Raw genomic sequence first — 16,853 nt, forward strand, 5'->3', positions numbered from 1 at the left:
TCCGGATAGTTCAGAACTGGATGGATGGTCATTTGAGCGTGGCGTAAAAAAGAAAAAACACCGGGAGGAACGAATGACCGCGCCTTTTCTGAGAACGCCCGCCGTGCACCCGTTTTCGGGCTTCGACGTGCCTCATCTGCTCGCGCTTCACGCCGCGGCGCGGCCCTCGCATCCCTTCCTCATCTGGGAGCCTTTCGAGGGGCCGTCGAAGACCTGGACCTATGCCGAATTTGCGGCAGAGACGAAGGCAGTCGCAGCCGGACTGAAGGCGCGGGGCGTCGGTCTCGGCGACAGGGTGCTCGTCCATCTCGACAATTGCCCGGAAACGATCATCGCCTGGTATGCCTGCGCGCATCTCGGCGCCGTCGCCGTCACCACCAATGCGCGCTCGGTTGCGGACGAACTCACTTATTTCTCGGAACATGCGGGCGTCGTCGGCGCGATCACGCAGCCGAAATTCGCCACGCTGGTCGCCGAAAGCTGCCATGCGATCAAATGGCTTGCCATCACCGAAACGGATAATGGCGCGCCCGCCGCTCCCGGCAACCGCCCGCAGAAATCGGAAAGCTTCGCCGCGCTTTATGGCAATCCCGCCGATGTGCCGCTTCGCCCTGCGGATCCCACGGCGAATGTCGGTATTCAGTACACGTCGGGCACCACCTCGCGGCCCAAGGGTGTCGTCTGGACGCATGCGAACGCGCTCTGGGGCGCGAAGCTCTGCGCCATGCATGAGACGCTCACGCCGGACGATGTGCATCTCGTCTATCTGCCGCTCTTCCACACCAATGCGCAGTCCTATTCGGTGCTGGCGACGCTCTGGGTCGGCGGTACGGTGGTTGTGCAGCCGCGCTTCTCGGCCTCGCGCTTCTGGGATGTGTCGCTCAAGCATCGCTGCACCTGGACATCCATGGTGCCCTTCTGCCTGCGCGCTCTCGCCACGCATGACGTGCCTGCCGCCCATCACTACCGCCTTTGGGGCAATGGCGTCGCCAGCCTGCCGACTGACGCGCATTTTCGCGTCAAGACCATCGGCTGGTGGGGCATGACCGAGACAATCACGCATGGCATCGTCAGCGATCCCTTCGTGCCCGCGCCGGCCATGTCCATCGGCAAGCCGTCGCCCGCCTATGAAATCGCGATCACCCGAGAAGATGGTTCACCTGCCGAAGCCGGCGAGACGGGTACGCTTCTCATTCGCGGCATTCCAGGCCTCTCGCTCTTCAAGGAATATCTCAACAATCCCAAGGCGACGGCCGAGAGCTTCGACGAGCAGGGCTTCTTCATCACCGGCGACCGCGTGACGCTGATGCAGGACGGCTTCATCCGTTTTGCCGACCGCGACAAGGACATGCTGAAGGTCGGCGGTGAGAATGTCGCGGCCTCCGAGATCGAGACGGTCATCATGGCGGCAGGTGGCGTTCATGAGTGCGCAGTGGTCGGACGGAAGGACCCCATGCTCGACGAAGTGCCTGTCGCCTTCCTTCTCGTTCCGGGCGGCGAGGCGGAAGCGCCGAAAGACCTCAAGGAAAAGGTCATGGCGCATTGCAGAAAATTGCTTGCGGATTTCAAGGTGCCGCGCGAGATTCGTATTGTCGATGCCTTGCCGCGCTCAACTTTAGAAAAAATAGCCAAGGCCGAGTTGCGTCGTCAGCTCGAAGACGACTGAACGCGCGAGGCGCCATTTCCCCTGTTCCGGGAAGGTTGAGCCATGCCGTTCACGACCCCACCAGCGGAATCCCGCTGGGCCTTGTTCATCCCGAAGCTCGTTACCGTTCTCCGGGAGGGGTACGGGACGGCGGATTTCCGAAGCGACTTCATAGCCGGCCTGACGGTCGCCATCGTCGCGCTGCCGCTTTCGATGGCACTTGCAATCGCCAGCGGTGCGACACCCGACAAGGGCATTATCACGGCGGTCGTCGCCGGCTTCTTCATATCGGCGCTCGGCGGCTCCCGTTTCCAGGTCGGTGGGCCGACCGGCGCCTTCGTCGTCGTCGTCTTCAACGTCATCGCCCAGCATGGATATGACGGGCTTATCCTTGCTACCCTGATGGCCGGGCTATTGCTTATTGCCGCCGGGCTTTTCCGCGTCGGTACCTACATCAAATATATACCGCAGCCCGTCGTCACCGGCTTCACTGCCGGCATCGCGATCATCATCGCGTCGAGTCAGATCAAGGATTTCCTGGGCCTTGCGATCGACAAGGTGCCCGGCGACTTCTTTCCGAAAATTGCCGCGCTCGGCGGCGCCCTTTCGACGACAAGCCCGGCGACGCTCGCCGTGGCGGCCGGTTCGCTCGCCGTCATTATCCTCATCCGTCGCTATCGCCCGGCCTGGCCGCAATTTCTGATCGCCGTCGTGCTCGCCTCGGTGGTGGTCTATGCCTTCCACCTGTCGACAGATACGATAGGCTCGCGTTACGCGGGGCTCCAGCCGGGCTTTGAAATGCCGACGCTGCCGCATGTCACATTCGAGCGCCTGCGCGACCTCGTCCCGACTTCTTTCACCATCGCCTTCCTCGCGGGCGTCGAATCGCTGCTTTCAGCCATGGTCGCCGACAGCATGACCGGACGGCGCCATCGCTCCAATTGCGAACTCGTGGCGCAGGGTGTCGCCAATTGCGCTTCCGCGCTCATCGGCGGCTTGCCCGCGACCGGCGCCATTGCGCGCACGGCGACCAACATCCGGGCGGGTGCGAAGGGGCCGATTGCGGGCATTCTGCATGCGGTTTTTCTGCTGATCTTCATGCTCGTCGCCTGGCCACTCACGCATTTCATTCCGCTTGCGGCGCTCGCCGCCGTGCTGATGATCGTTGCGTGGAACATGAGCGAGGTCGAACGCTTCACCCATCTCATGAAGGCGCCGATTGGCGACCGCGCCGTTCTGCTCGTTACCTTCGGCCTCACCGTCATGGTCGATCTCACCGTTGCCATCGAGGTGGGCGTCGTTCTCGCCTCCGTCCTTTTCATGCATCGCATGTCCGAGGCCGTGCAGGTTCAGGCCAATGTGAAGCTTCTCGACGACGATGTGTCAGACGATACGCCGCATGATATGCGCCCCGTCACGCAGGCCGAGCTGCCGCCCGGCGTCATTGCCAGCGTCATCCGCGGTCCCTTCTTCTTCGGCGTCGCGATGCAGCTCGGCGAGACGCTGGACCGTATCGGCAAACCGCCGCGCGTCCTCATCCTGCGCATGCGCGCCGTGCCGATGGTCGATGGGTCTGGCGCCAGCGCCATTCAATCCCTGGTCGACCGCTGCGCGCGGCATGGCACGAAGCTCATCATCACCGGCATCCAGCCGCAACCGCGTCAGGTACTTCAGGCGATGGGCATTCTTGACGAAAGCCGCGTCATTCTCGTGCCGAACATTGAAGTGGGTCTTGCCCGGGCGAGGGAGATCGTCAGCGTTCCCGCATGATCTTTTTCAGCCGAGCAGCTTCCCCGGATTGAGCACGCCGGTCGGGTCGAGTTCGCGCTTCAGCGACTTCAGCACATTGTAACCGATGGGGCCCTTCTCCTCGGCGAGCCAGGGCGCGTGGTCGGTGCCCACGCCGTGATGGTGACTGATCGTGCCGCGGTTCTCGATGATTGCGTCCGAGGCCGCGCGCTTGATCGCCTGCCATTGCTCGACCTCGCGGTCGAGCTGGCGCGGAAAGACGAAAGTGAAATAGAGGCTCGCGCCGTCGGGATAGGAATGGCTCAGATGCGCCATGACGATGCCGCGTCCCGTCACTTCCGGCATGTTCGCCTTCATCGCGCCGTCGATCGCCTCGACGACGGCCTTGTGGAGCTTGCCGATATTCGACCAGCGCGTCGCCGTCTCCAGCGTGTCGAGGCCGATGCCGTGATCGAGCATGGGGTCGCGGGCATAGGGCGAGTTGAAGCGGCTGTGATACCACTTCTGCCCCGGCCCGGTGCCGAGCTTCAGCGCGCCGAGCTTCGCGCAGATCGCTTCCGTCCGCTCCTGTGCCCAGATCACGGTTTCGGCGTCGCCTTCATGTCCGACAAGCATGAGGCAGGGTTCGGCGTCGAAACCCTTGTGGCGCAGATAGGCGCGTTGAAGCCGCGCTTTCAGCCCCGTCTCCGAATGGGTCGAGGAAAAGGCCTGGAAGAAATGCGTTTCCTGCGCGTCGGAGAGGCGCACCATGGCGACCGGAATATCCGCATGGTTGATGCGCCGCGCCGCCTCGACGCCGCTCGCGAAATTCTTGAAGAGATAGCCGCGATAATCTTTCCGCGCGGGCACTTCGTGGATCTTTACCGTCGCCTCGCAGATGACACCGATCGTGCCTTCCGAGCCCGCAATGAGTTGGTTGAGGTTGGGACCTGCGGCGGAAGCGGGCGTCGCTTCCGTCGTCCAGAAGCCTTTCGGCGTGGCGAGCCTCGCCGAGACGAGCCATTTCTCCGCCTTGCCATAGCGGTTCGATTGCTGGCCAGCGCCGCGCGCCGCGATCCAGCCGCCCACCGTCGAGAACTGGAAGCTCTGCGGATAATGCGCCAGCGTCACGCCGTGTTTCTGCAACTGCTCTTCGAGCGCGGGGCCATATATGCCCGCCTCGACGGTCGCCGTCATGGCGATCTTGTCGATCTGGATCAGCCGCGTCATCAGCGTTGTGTCGAGCGTGAGCACGGGGCTTCCGAGCGACTTCGCCATGGCGTTGACGCCGCCCACGACCGACGAACCGCCGCCATAGGGAATGAGCGTGATGTCCTCTTCCGCCGCGAGCCTCACCACGGCGAGCGCTTCATCCGGATTGCGCGGATAGATGACGGCGTCCGGCACCATGTCGAGCTTGCCGGCGCGGAGATAAAGAAGATCGTGATAGGACTTGCCCCGCGCATGAAAGGCGCGCTCGTAGTCGTCGAGTTTGACCTGCGCTTCGCCGACGATGGCGCGGAGTTTCGCCAGAACGAGATCGCCGACGCGGCAGGCGGGCATGTTGATGTCGGAGAGCGGCTTTGCCGGCGTGTTCGGCAGATGCGGCATGCCGAGCGTGGTGCGGATCCAGTCCCATTGCGGCGCGCCGTCTGGCAGCGCGTTCTCCTGCGCTACGGGCCCCCAGCCGTTCCAGCGAAGCGTTGTGCGGTCGATCGTCATGGGGTCCCCTCAATACTCTCTTCGTCAGCAACGCAGCGTCAGCACGGATGGCAGAATGTCGAAACGCGCAGGCAGCCGCCCCGGTGCCTCCCCGTCTATGTCGAGCAGTACAGGCTTGTCGTCCAGAGGCGTCGCCACAAGCGTCTTCGCGCGGAAATGAATGACCTTCGGATCGTCGAGATGCGTGCCGTCGTAGAGCGCGCGCGAGCCGGAGAGGAGATCGCGGAACTTCGTGTCGCGCATGATGACGATGTCGAAGCAGCCGCTATCGGGTTCGGCTTTGGGCGCGATCATCATGCCGCCGCCGAAAAAGCGGCCATTGGCGACCGCCGCAGTACCCACATTGATGATCTCGTCGAAGCCGCTATCAGCGGTCAGGCGCACGGCTTGCGGCTTGTAGAGAAGCGCCGTGGTGAGCGTCGCCCAGAAGAATGCGAAGCTGCCGCCGAATATCTTGGAGATATTCGCGCGATTGACGGCGCGGTCCACCGCGCCCGAAAGACCGAAGCTCGCAATATTGTCGAAATAGCGTTCCGCTTCCTTCCCGTCATCGGCAATGAAGGAGAGGCGGCCAATGTCGATCTGCCGCGTCGTGCCCTCGGCAATGCGGGCAATGCAGGGCTCGAGTTCTTCCGGCAGGTCGAAGGTCTTGCGGAAGTCGCCGCCCGTGCCGGTGTTCAGCACGGCGAGATGCGCGTGCGGGTTGATGGGCGCGCCGTTTTCAAAAAAGCCGTTCACCACCTCGTTGATGGTGCCGTCGCCGCCCACGGCAATGACGAGCTGCGCGCCCTGTTTCAGCGCGTTGCGCGTGAGCTCCATCGCGGGCAGATAGCGCGGCGTCGAGGGCGAGGTTGTGAAATGCGCGCGGATGGGTCCCAATTCACGTTCGAGCGTTTCCGAGATCACGCGCCAGCCGCGCCCCGTGCGCCCGCCGCCTGAGCGGAGGTTGACGATGGCGGCGACATGGGGCGTGAAGGCTGCCATCATCAGGGCCGCGCTCCCCTGGTCGCTTCGGCCAGCGACGCGCCCTTCATGTCGCTTTCGCGTGGGCCGGGGCTTTGCGTCTCGAAATAGCGGTTTGCCTCCGCGATCTCGTTGGCAATGGCCGTTTCGTCCCAGCCGAGTTCGCGGGCCATCACCTCCACGACCGTGCTGATGGTCGGGAAACCCGGCGAGCCAAGCGTGCCGAGCCCCGTGCGCCGGAAGAGAACGTCCGAGAGGTGGCGTGCCATTTCATGGCGGATCGCATGAATGACCTGCACGGTGAGGACGGGCCAGTTCGGGGCGAGGCGGCGCAGCAGCGCCTCGCGCTCGCCGGGCCGCTCATCGGCGGTGGCCAGAACCTCGTCGACGCGGCTCCCGTAATAGAGGACGAGATTTTCGACCACGTCGGCGCTGAGATGCGGATGCCGCTTCTGCGCGCGTGTGATGAAGCTCTTGAGCCGCCCGATTTCGCCGCCATAGACCGGCGTGCAATGCGTCTCGCATTTTGCGTGGCGGCCCAGTTTCTTCAGCACCATGTCGGTAATCTGCTCGGCGAGGTGGCGCGAGGTCGTCCACTTGCCGCCCATGGCCGAGATGAGGCCCGCAATGCCGTCGATGGGCTCGTGGTCATAGACCTCCGCCGCACGGCTCGCATTGTAGGAATCCTTCGAGCCTTCCTCGCCTTGCGCGGGCGCGGTGTCGACCAGCGGGCGGATGCCGACATAGAAGTGGACGATGTCCTCGCGCTTCAGGTTCAGCCCCGGCAGTCCGTCATTCACAACGCTGATGAAGTCCTTCAGGTCCTGCTCGGTGACGCCGACCTTGTCCGGATCGTCGTCGAAGACGGTATCGGTCGTGCCGATGATCGTGTGGCCGCGCCAGGGAATGACGAAGAAATGTCCGCCAATGTCGGACTGGATCGCCAGTGCGTTCTTGCCGGAGATTTCGCGCGTGATGATGTGGATGCCCTTGGAGCGGATGAGGCGCCGCGCGGGCCTTCCGCCCTCGGCAATTCCCATCAGCAGGTCGGCCCAGGGGCCTGCCGCATTGACGACGACCTTGCCCCGGATTTCATGCATCTTGCCTGTGTGGCGGTCCTTCACCTTGACGCCCGCGATGCGGCGGCCGCTCGTCGTCGTGCTTTCGACGATGAAGTCGTTCACTTCCGCGTAGTTTGCCGCGTCCGCGCCATATTCGACCGCACCTTCGATGCATTCGATGCAGAGGCGTTCGGGCGCGAACATCTGGCAGTCATAATAGATCTTCGCGCCGGTCAGCCCCTCGCGCTTGAGGCTCGGCATGAGCTTCAGCGCTTCCTCGCGCGAGATCGAGCGGAAGCCCGGAATCTTCTTGTCGTCGTCGGAGACGAAATTGCGGTCGTAGGAAAGAAGATCGTAGAAGGCGAGGCCGATCGAGAGCACCGGCCCGCTCTTCATTCCGTGGCCATAGGTCGGCAGGATGAAGGGCAGGGGATGCACCATGTGCGGCGCGGTATTTTCCCAGATGCGGCGCTCACGGAGCGACTCGCGCACGAGCTTCAGCTCGCCATTGACGAGATAGCGAAGCCCGCCATGCACGAGCTTCGACGAGCCGGATGTCGTCGCGTGGGCAAAGTCCTCCTTTTCAAGGAGGGCGACCTTGAGGCCGCGCAACGCCGCATCCCAGGCCGTGGAAGCGCCGGTAATGCCGCCGCCCACGACGATGAGGTCATAGGCGGTGGCGCTCATTTTTTCGAGATCGCGCTGCATGTGGCTCCCATCCGTCAGCTGTGCCGCGAAGCTACCGGGAGAGGGCCGGGCGGTCCAGTGCGAGGGTGCGTTTAGGCCCCGCGCCGCTTCAGCCCGTGCTTCTCCAGCCGCCAGACGAGGTGATCCACCCGGTCCTGGCCGAAAAAGGGCTCATCGGCGAAGACCATCAGCGGTACGCCCCAATGGCCGGCCTGCTTCTGGGCTGCCTCGTTGGCCGCGATGACGCCCTCATAGTGATCGGGGTCTTTCTCGATCAGGGCGTCGAGCTCCGCGAGGTCGAGGCCCGCCCGGGCCGCGGCATCCTTCAGGTGGTCGCCCTCGTTCCAGTTGCGCACGCCGCCGAAGATCACGCCGCTCATCTCGCGGATGAAGGAGAGGCCCTTGCCCGCTTCGGCAGCTGCGACGCCGAGCCGCGTCAGGCGCCGGATATAGGGCTGCTCTTTCGGCACGTCGCCTGTCTTGAAGTTCATCACGATTGGGTCCGGGAAAGGCCAAGCGTAGGGCAGGCCCAGCATTTCCGCAATGCGCGCGGTATCCTTGAGCAGATAGGGCGGCCACATGGGGTTCACCTGCTTGAAGAAGCCATCCAGGCGCACCGCGATGGGATAGACGGGCCGCACATTGCAGTGGACGTCATAGTCGCGCTCCAGCTCGATCAAGCGCGGAGTGACGAGATAGGAATAGGGCGACCGAAAGGACCAGAAGAGGTCATATTCCAGGGTCATGGCATCCTCCACTTTATTTTAATGTTTGACATTAGATATGCCTTTCTTGTCCACGGCCCGCAAGGCCGCTGATAGACTTTCGGCAAATGAAAAACAGGAGGACGTCCCATGCCGCAGGTTCAGGCGAATGGCATCAACATCGAATATGAGAGCTTCGGCCCCGAGGATCGCGAAACCGTGCTGCTCATCATGGGCCTCGGCGGTCAGCTCACGGTCTGGCAGGAGGAACTTTGCCACGAGCTCGTCGAGCGCGGCTACCGGGCGATCCGTTTCGACAATCGCGATGTCGGTCTTTCGACGAAGTTCGACGAGGCGGGCATGCCCGACATGGCGGCGATCTTCGGCGCGCTGATGACGGGCGCCAAGCCCAACGCGCCCTATTCGCTGGACGACATGGCGGCGGATGCCGTCGGCCTTCTCGATGCGCTGGAGATCGAGCGCGCGCATATCGCGGGCGCCTCGATGGGGGGCATGATCGCGCAGCTCGTCGCCGCGAACCACCCGGAGCGCGCGCTGTCGCTCACCTCGATCATGTCGACCACGGGCAATCCGGCGCTGCCGCAGGCCAGGCCCGAAGCGATGGAAGTGTTGATGGCGCCGGCGGCGCCAGCAGACGATCTCGAAGCCATCGTCGCGCGTGGCATGAAGGCATGGACCACGATTGGCAGCCCCGGCTACCGGACCGATGAGAAGACGCTGCGCGAATGGGTGCTTCGCGATGCGCGGCGGAGCTTCTATCCCGTGGGCACCGCACGTCAGATGGCGGCCATCGTCGCCAATGGCGACCGGCGCGAGAAGTTGAAGAACATTGCCGTGCCGGCCGTCGTGTTGCACGGCGCTGACGATCCGCTGGTGCCGGTCGAGGGCGGCAAGGACACGGCGGAAAGCATTCCGGGTGCGGAGCTTCGCATTGTGCCGGGCATGGGGCACGACTTCCCGGCTGCGCTTGTTCAGGTCTTTGCCGATGCCATCACGGCTGCCGCGTCCCGCGCCGCCGCAACGAAGGCGGCGGAATGACCATGGTGCAGCGTCAGATCGAGGCGAACGGCATCACCATCAACGTCGAGGATCGCGGCCCGGAAGGCGGGGCCCCGATCCTCTTCGTCAACGGCTACACATCGACCATGATGAGCTGGCCCGCCGAGTTGATGGATGGGCTCAAGGCGCGCGGCTTCCGCGTCATCCGCTATGACAATCGCGATGTCGGCAAGAGCGAGAAGCTCAAGGGTCAGCCGAATATCCGCGAGGTCGCGGCATCGGTACGCGAGGGCAAGGCGCCCGATATTCCCTATACGCTGGCCGATATGGCGGCGGACGGCATCGGCGTTCTCGATGCGCTGGGCATCGAGCGCGCCCATGTCATGGGCATATCGATGGGCGGCATGATCGTGCAGAAAATGGCGATCAACCATGCCGACCGGCTGATCAGCGTGACGTCGATCATGTCAACCACGGGCAATCCCGATCTGCCTCAGGCGACGGATGAGGCGCTCGCGGCGCTTCAGGCACAGCCAGCGTCGGAAGACCGCGAGGAGATTCTCCGTCATCGCATGAAGGGCCGCCGCGTCTATCAGAGCCCCGCATATCCACGCAGCGACGAGGCGCTTTATGAACTCTGCGCGCGTGAATATGACCACATGTACTATCCGGAAGGCGGGCTTCGCCAATATGCCGCCATCGTGGGCGATGGCAGCCGCGTTGAACGGCTCAAGGATGTGGCCGTGCCCTTCCTCGTCATTCACGGCCTGGCTGATCCGCTGGTGCCGCCCGAAGGTGGCATCGACACGGCAAGATCGGTGCCCGGCGCGAAGCTCGAACTGGTCGAGGGCATGGGCCACGACATGCCGGTCGAACTCTGCCCGCGTTATGTCGAACTTATTGCAGCTCATGCCGACGCGGCGAAATAGGCCGCATTCGACGACCGTTTGACCTCGGATGAAGCCTCATGTTGCAATGCAGCATGAGGCTTCCTATTTCTTATAGGGGGCCCAATCCCCGGGGGCTGTTGCGTCAGGTCGTCTGCCATGCCGAATGTCCAGGTCAACGGAATCACGCTCGAATATGAGAGTTTCGGGCCTGAAGATCGCGAAACCATCCTGCTCATCATGGGCCTTGGCGCCCAGCTCACCCAATGGCCGCTTCCGCTTTGCGAGGAGCTTGTGGCGCGGGGCTATCGTGTCGTCCGTTTCGACAATCGCGACGCGGGTCTTTCCAGCAAATTCGAGCGCGGGCAGTTCGCGCCTCTTCCGGCGGCCTTTGCAGGGTTCATGACCGGCAAGACGCCTTTCGTGCCCTATACGCTTTACGACATGGTCGACGATTCCGTCGGACTGCTCGATGCGCTGGACATCGAGCGGGCGCATATCGTCGGCTCGTCCATGGGCGGCATGATCGCGCAATTGATCGCCAGCGAATATCCCGAGCGCACGCTTTCCCTCACCTCCATCATGTCGACCACGGGCAATGCGCTTCTGCCGCCGCCCAAGCCGCGCGTCATGAAGCTTTTCGTGTCGCCCGCGCCGCCCGCCAGCCACATCGAGGCCGTCATCGAGCGCGGCATCAAGACCTATCAGACGATCGGCAGCCCGGCCTGGCCGACCGACGAGACGACGCTGCGCCAATGGGTGACGCGCGATGCGACGCGCAGCTATTGCCCGTCGGGCGTCGTGCGTCAGGCCGCCGCTGCTGTGACCAATGGAGACCGCAGGCCGAAGCTCCGCCGCATAGCCGTGCCGACGGTGGTGTTGCATGGCGACGCCGATCCGCTGGTACCGGTCGAAGGCGGTCGCGATACGGCAGCCAATATTCCGGGTGCGGAGCTGCGAGTCGTCGAAGGCATGGGCCACGACATCCCGCTGCAGCTCGTCGATGTTTTCGCGGATGCGATCGTCTCGGCCGCCGAGCGTGCGACGGGACCGAAGCGGCCTTTGCTGCTTCCGGCCCCGGACCGTCCCGTAGCCGAGGAAGCGCTGCCGCTCCGCGCACTTTTGGAAGAGGGCGACATCGACACTCTGCCGCCGGTGGTGCAGGAACTTCCGCCGGAGCCGCGCGACGAGTCGGCGATCGAGGTCCCTGTCATTGCCGACGTTCAAAAGCCGGCCGGGTTTCCGGCGCGGATTTTTTCGCGGATGAAGAGCTGGTTTGCAAGACGGCAGGGTTAACCCGTTGATGTCACCCCCGGACGAGCCCGGGGGTGACAGCATTTTTGGGGCGGGGCCTAACTCCAATCAGGTCACAAAACTCAATAGCAAAGCGCCTTGTGCAACTCCGCGCGCGGCTTCGAGGCGGTAGGAAGGTCGCGGCCTCTCCACCGGAGAGGCCGCGAGCACAGGATCAGACTTCCGCCGCGCCGCCGTCGCAGGGGATGACCGCGCCGGTCGTATAGGCCGAGGCGCGCGAGGAGAGGAAGATCGCGACGCCCGCGATGTCTTCCGGTGTGCCGACGCGCTTGCGCGGATTGCTCGCCTTGATCGCGTCGCCAAAGGTTTCGAGCGTCGCCTTCATCATCTGGCTCGGGAAAGGTCCGGGCGCGATGGCATTGACGAGGATGTTGTCGCCCGCGAGACGGCCCGCGAGGTGGCGCGTCAGCATGATGCAGCCGGCCTTGGACGATGAGTACGCATAGGTCTCGAGATCCGGCGGCACGATGCCGTTGATCGAGGCGATGTTGATGACGCGGGCCGGGTCTTCATAGGTGCCCGCCTTGCGGAGCAGCGGCAGCATCTTCTGCGTAACGAAGAACGGGCCCTTGAGGTTGATGTTCATCACCTTGTCCCAGCCGCTCTCGGAATACTGGTCGATGGGCTCGCCCCAGGCGGCGCCTGCATTGTTCACGAGGATGTCGAGCTTCTCCTCGCGGGCAGCCAGTTCCTTGGCCAGGCCTTCCACGCCTTCCATGGTGCCGAGGTCGAAGGGCAGCGAAATGCAGGTGCCCTTTTTCGAGAGTTCCTCGGCGAGTTCGTTGCAGGCAGCGGCCTTGCGCGCCGAGATATAGACCTTGGCGCCCGCCTCGACGAAGCCCGTCGCGATCATCTCGCCGATGCCGCGCGAGCCGCCCGTTACCAGCGCGACCTTGCCCTCGATGTTGAAGAGGTTCTTCATGCGTTTCCCCATGCTTAGGTAGTTTCGATGGGGCGCAGACTATCACGGACGTAGCGTCATGCTAGAGGTGGCCTGCCGCGACTTCGGGCGGCACGTCCTCGCGGGTAGCCTCCTCGGTTTCGAGGCTGAGGGCGCGCCCCTCGCGCTTGGGCTGCGTCAGCGGCTCGGGCATGACGGGCTTCACATGCATGAGGTTCTTGCCCGCCAGTTCGCCCTCGGCAAGCTGGAGTGCGAGCCGCTCGGTATCGCGGCGGCGCATGTCGGCTTCGACGGCGGCCACCTCCTCGCGCGAGGCACCAAGCGCCTCAAGGCAGGCGCCGCCGAAGGTGACGGCCGAGCCGTAGAGTTCGCGGATGTGAAAGTCCACATTGCGGCGCAGAAGGTCCAGCGCGTGGCGGCGGTCATAGGCGCGCACATAGAGCTTCGCGAGCGGGAAATGCTGCTGCAGGAGTTCGACGATCTGCATGGACGACTTGCGTTCGTCGACGCAGACCGCGACGAGAACGGCGTTGCCTGCGCCCGCAGCGCGCAACACGTCGAGACGCGCGCCGTCGCCGTAATAGACCTGAAAGCCGAAGCGCCGCGCCGCGCGGATCTGGTCGGCGTCGCGGTCGATGGCGGTCACGTCTATGCCGCGCGCCATCAGGAATTGCGACACCACCTGCCCGAAGCGGCCGAAGCCGATGACGAGCACCCGGCCATCGGCGTCGGAAAAATCCGCCTCGGGCATCTTCGCCTCGCGCTTCTTCGCGGCGCGTGCCGCAAGGCCGAAGACGATGGGCGTGAGCGCCAGCGACACGCCGACGACGGCGGTGAGGATGTTGGCATTGTCGGCCTTCATGACATGGGCCGTGACGGCGGCGCCGAACAGCACGAAGGCGAATTCGCCGCCCTGCGCCAGCACGCCGCCGATCTTCAGCGCGTCCTCATGGCTCGATCCCGTCACCCGCGCGACGGCATAGATGACGGTGAGCTTCACCGCGACCACGGTGAAGACGCCGACCGTCACCCAAAGCCAGTTGCGATAAACCACTTCGAGGTCGATCGTCATGCCGACAGTCATGAAGAAGAGGCCGAGCAGCAGCCCGCGGAAGGGTTCGATATCGGCTTCGAGTTCGTGTCGGAAGCTCGATTCCGCAAGCAGGATGCCCGCGAGGAAGGCGCCGAGCGCCATGGAGAGGCCCGCAAGCTCCATCACGGTCGCCGCGCCCAGCACCAGCAGCAAGGCCGCCGCCGTCATGATCTCGTGCGACTTCGTCTTGGAGAGCAGGCTGAACAGCGGGTTCATCACATAGCGCGCCGCGACGACGACGATGCCGACCGCCGCGAGCATGGCGAGCGTGGTCGCGAGCCCTGCGGGATGGGCGGCATCCTTGCCCGGCGCGAAGATGGCGACGAGGGCCAGCAGCGGCACCACGGCGAGGTCCTGCAACAGCAGGATGGAGAAGGCGCGCTGCCCATAGGGCGAGGTGAGTTCGCCGCGCTCCTCCATCAGCGGTGCGGCGAAGGCGGTCGAGGAGAGCGCGAGGCCGAGGCCCGAAATGATCGAGGCATGCCAGTTGAGCCCGAACATGTGGCCGATGCTCGCCAGCGCCCCGCCGCAGAGCGCCACCTGTATGAGGCCGAAGCCCAGAATGTCGTGCCGCATGGTCCAGAGGCGCGACGGCTTGAGTTCGAGCCCGATGATGAAGAGCAGCAGCACGACGCCGAGTTCGGCAAGGCTGAAGACCGATTCCGGATCGTCGAAAAGCCCGGTCACATGCGGGCCGATGACGACGCCCGCCGCGAGATAGCCGACCACGCTGCCGAGCCGCAGCTGCCGGAAGAGCGGTACGGCGATGACGGCGGCGGCGAGCAGGATCAGCGGATAGAGCAGCGGCGCCTCGGACGCATGGTCGACGACGGCCTGCGTGACATGTTCGGCAACGTTCTGTGCGGCTTGGGCGGTGCTCATGGGTTCATTCTGGCGTGAAGCGCGGGCAAGCGGTAGGGGCTTCGCGGGGCCGACAGGACAAAACAAAAGGGGCGCCGGTATGGCGCCCCTTCGTCATTTCCGTGAAAAAGCGGTCGGATCAGAAGTTGATGGCGTCGAGTTCCATCAGCCCGTCGGCGCCCGCCTTGGCACGCTCGACCCAGCCCGCCGTCATCGGCACTTCGCGCTCCATCCAGTAGCGGGCGAGCGTCAGCTTGCGCTTGTAGAAGTCCTGCTTCTCCGTGCCCGCCTTAAGCTTGGCAAGGCTCAGCTTCGCCATCTGCGCCCACATCCAGGCCAGCGTCACCGTGCCGAAGATGTTGAGGATGTCGTAGGAGGCGGCGCCAGCATGGTCGTAGTTCTTGGCCGCGTTCTGCATCAGCCAGCCTGCAGCTTCGCCGAGGCGGCCATAGCCGACTTTAAGCGGGCCGACGAAGGGCGCCATCTCGGCATCGCCCTCGTTTTCCTTGATGAAGGCTTCGAGCTTGGCGAAATAGGTCAGCGTCGCGCGGCCGCCCTTGGCCGTCATCTTGCGGGCGACGAGGTCCAGCGCCTGAATGCCGTTGGCGCCTTCATAGACCTGGTTGATGCGCGCATCGCGCACGAACTGCTCCATGCCGTTGTCGCGGATATAGCCATGGCCGCCGAACACCTGCATCGAGGCATTGGCCGCCTCGAAGCCCTTGTCGGTGAAATAGGCCTTGATGACCGGCGTGAAAAGCTGGGAGAGATCCTCGGCCTCCTGGCGCTCCTTCTCGTCGGCGCTGGAGCGCGCGACCGAGAACAGGAACGACACATACATGGCGAGCGCGCGGGCGCCCTCCACGAAGGCGCGCGAGCCGATGAGCAGGCGGCGCACATCGGGGAAGACCATGATCGGATCGGCGGGGCCGTCCGGGTTCTTCACGCCGGTGAGCGAGCGGCCTGCAAGGCGTTCCTGCGCGTAAGCCACGCCGTTCTGATAGGCGACTTCGCCCGCCGCGATGCCCTGAATGCCGACGCCCATGCGCGCGCCGTTCATCATGCCGAACATGCCGGCCATGCCCGCCGACTTCGACTTCACGACCTTGCCGTCATCGGCCTTCTTCTCGGGCGCGCGGCCCTTGAGGTGATAGGCAACCGCATTGTCGAAGTTCAGCACGCAGGTCGCGTTGCCCTTGATGCCCATTTTCTTTTCAACCGCACCGGTCGACACGCTGTTCGGGCCGGTGATCTCGCCCGTCGCCGGATCGACCAGCATCTTCGGCACCATGAAGAAATTCACGGTCGAAAGATCGTCGACATATTTGCCTTCTTCGTTGGGCAGCTTCGCGATCACCATGTGGATGATGTTGTCCGTCATGTCGTGATCGCCGCCCGAGATGAAGATCTTCGTGCCGGAGAGGCGGAAGCTTCCGTCATCCTGCTGCACGGCGCGGGTCTTCATGAGCTTGAGGTCGGTGCCGCAATGGGGCTCGGTGAGGCACATGGTGCCGGCCCAGTCGCCGTCCGCCATGCGGGTCGCCACATGCTCGCGCATCCAGTCCTCGCCCGTCGCCCATAGCGCGCCGAGTGCCGCGCCCGAAAGGCCCGGATACATCGAGAAGGCCTGGTTCGCCGAGGAGCCCATTTCGGAAAAGGCGAAGGTGATGACGGAGGGCAGGTTCGCGCCGCCCAGTTCCTCGGCCACGCCGAGCTTGTTCCAGCCGCCATCGGCATAGGCCTTGAAGGCTTCCTTGAAGCCCTTGGGCGTCCGCACGACGCCGTTTTCGAGGTGGCAGCCTTCCTCGTCGCCCGACTGGTTCAGCGGCTGCAGAACTTCCTCGCAGAACTTCGCGCCGCCTTCCAGAATTGCGCCCGTCATGTCGGGCGTCAGCTCCGCAAAGCCCGGCAGATCGGTCCGCTTCTCGATTTCGAGAAGCTCATGGAAAAGAAAGAGAAAATCCTCGACCGGTGCCTTGTAGCTCGGCATATCGCGCGCTCCGTTCCGTTGCTTTCAATGATGTCAGTAAGCGGCGCGGATATTGCAGGAGGACGCTGCGGAAGGCAAGGGGGTGGGTAAGCGCTGTATTTCTTGCGTGAGGCTTGAAGCGCAATATGATCAGCGTGCGCGGGCGGAGTGTCATTGACACTAGCTCCACAAGAGTGGGGCGGAGCCTTATCCACAAGGCTTGACGTGCCACTGAAGTTTCCCCCACGGGGGATTAGAGCCTTGGCATGATTATGCCCTCTCGGGCGGGTTGAGCAAC

The 16,853-nt window shown here is 64.0% G+C and carries 12 protein-coding genes; 5 read left to right on the forward strand and 7 right to left on the reverse strand.

Annotation, left to right across the window (positions count from 1 at the left end; translation table 11 throughout):
• The first annotated feature begins 73 nt into the window (after window positions 1–73).
• Both F2P47_RS15485 and F2P47_RS15490 read left to right on the forward strand, forming a co-directional pair.
• The gene (locus F2P47_RS15485; protein ID WP_152217288.1) at window positions 74–1,666 is read left to right on the forward strand and encodes an AMP-binding protein; all 1,593 of its coding nucleotides are present in this window, start codon (window positions 74–76) and stop codon (window positions 1,664–1,666) included.
• 42 nt (window positions 1,667–1,708) lie between these two features.
• A complete protein-coding gene (locus F2P47_RS15490; RefSeq protein WP_152217289.1) occupies window positions 1,709–3,415 on the forward strand; it encodes a SulP family inorganic anion transporter in 1,707 nt (568 codons plus the stop codon).
• A 6-nt stretch (window positions 3,416–3,421) separates the two neighbouring features.
• Here the strand turns inward: F2P47_RS15490 and F2P47_RS15495 are convergent, their stop codons facing one another.
• The 4 genes from F2P47_RS15495 to F2P47_RS15510 all read right to left on the reverse strand — a co-directional run bounded on the left by F2P47_RS15495 (window position 3,422) and on the right by F2P47_RS15510 (window position 8,552).
• Window positions 3,422–5,095 (reverse strand): FAD-binding oxidoreductase, encoded by a 1,674-nt coding sequence (locus F2P47_RS15495; RefSeq protein ID WP_152217290.1) that lies wholly within the window; start codon window positions 5,093–5,095, stop codon window positions 3,422–3,424.
• A 24-nt stretch (window positions 5,096–5,119) separates the two neighbouring features.
• Complete coding sequence (locus tag F2P47_RS15500; protein WP_152217291.1) at window positions 5,120–6,082, reverse strand: diacylglycerol/lipid kinase family protein; 963 nt, start codon at window positions 6,080–6,082, stop codon at window positions 5,120–5,122.
• A complete protein-coding gene (locus F2P47_RS15505) occupies window positions 6,082–7,827 on the reverse strand; it encodes a glycerol-3-phosphate dehydrogenase/oxidase (protein WP_152217292.1) in 1,746 nt (581 codons plus the stop codon). Before F2P47_RS15505 ends, F2P47_RS15500 begins: the two co-directional genes overlap by 1 nt.
• Window positions 7,828–7,898: 71 nt before the next feature.
• On the reverse strand, window positions 7,899–8,552 hold the full coding sequence (locus tag F2P47_RS15510) for a 2-hydroxychromene-2-carboxylate isomerase (RefSeq protein WP_152217293.1): 654 nt from the start codon (window positions 8,550–8,552) through the stop codon (window positions 7,899–7,901).
• Window positions 8,553–8,660: 108 nt separating this feature from the next.
• Here F2P47_RS15510 and F2P47_RS15515 point away from each other — a divergent pair, with 108 nt between their 5' ends.
• The 3 genes from F2P47_RS15515 to F2P47_RS15525 all read left to right on the forward strand — a co-directional run bounded on the left by F2P47_RS15515 (window position 8,661) and on the right by F2P47_RS15525 (window position 11,713).
• Window positions 8,661–9,569 (forward strand): alpha/beta fold hydrolase, encoded by a 909-nt coding sequence (locus tag F2P47_RS15515; protein WP_152217294.1) that lies wholly within the window; start codon window positions 8,661–8,663, stop codon window positions 9,567–9,569.
• Complete coding sequence (locus F2P47_RS15520; RefSeq protein ID WP_152217295.1) at window positions 9,566–10,459, forward strand: alpha/beta fold hydrolase; 894 nt, start codon at window positions 9,566–9,568, stop codon at window positions 10,457–10,459. Before F2P47_RS15515 ends, F2P47_RS15520 begins: the two co-directional genes overlap by 4 nt.
• A 117-nt stretch (window positions 10,460–10,576) precedes the next feature.
• A complete protein-coding gene (locus F2P47_RS15525) occupies window positions 10,577–11,713 on the forward strand; it encodes an alpha/beta fold hydrolase (protein ID WP_152217296.1) in 1,137 nt (378 codons plus the stop codon).
• A 172-nt stretch (window positions 11,714–11,885) separates the two neighbouring features.
• Here the strand turns inward: F2P47_RS15525 and F2P47_RS15530 are convergent, their stop codons facing one another.
• The 3 genes from F2P47_RS15530 to F2P47_RS15540 form a co-directional block, all read right to left on the reverse strand.
• Window positions 11,886–12,653, reverse strand: coding sequence for an SDR family oxidoreductase (locus tag F2P47_RS15530; RefSeq protein ID WP_152217297.1), 768 nt, complete (start codon window positions 12,651–12,653; stop codon window positions 11,886–11,888).
• Between the two features lie 61 nt (window positions 12,654–12,714).
• Window positions 12,715–14,607 carry a monovalent cation:proton antiporter-2 (CPA2) family protein gene (locus F2P47_RS15535; protein ID WP_152217298.1) on the reverse strand — a complete coding sequence of 631 codons (1,893 nt, stop codon included), beginning with the start codon at window positions 14,605–14,607 and terminating at the stop codon, window positions 12,715–12,717.
• 118 nt (window positions 14,608–14,725) lie between these two features.
• The gene (locus tag F2P47_RS15540) at window positions 14,726–16,576 is read right to left on the reverse strand and encodes an acyl-CoA dehydrogenase C-terminal domain-containing protein (RefSeq protein ID WP_152217299.1); all 1,851 of its coding nucleotides are present in this window, start codon (window positions 16,574–16,576) and stop codon (window positions 14,726–14,728) included.
• Window positions 16,577–16,853: the final 277 nt, after the last annotated feature.

It is taken from the genome of Parvibaculum sedimenti, assembly GCF_009184905.1.
Classification (GTDB): domain Bacteria; phylum Pseudomonadota; class Alphaproteobacteria; order Parvibaculales; family Parvibaculaceae; genus Parvibaculum; species Parvibaculum sedimenti.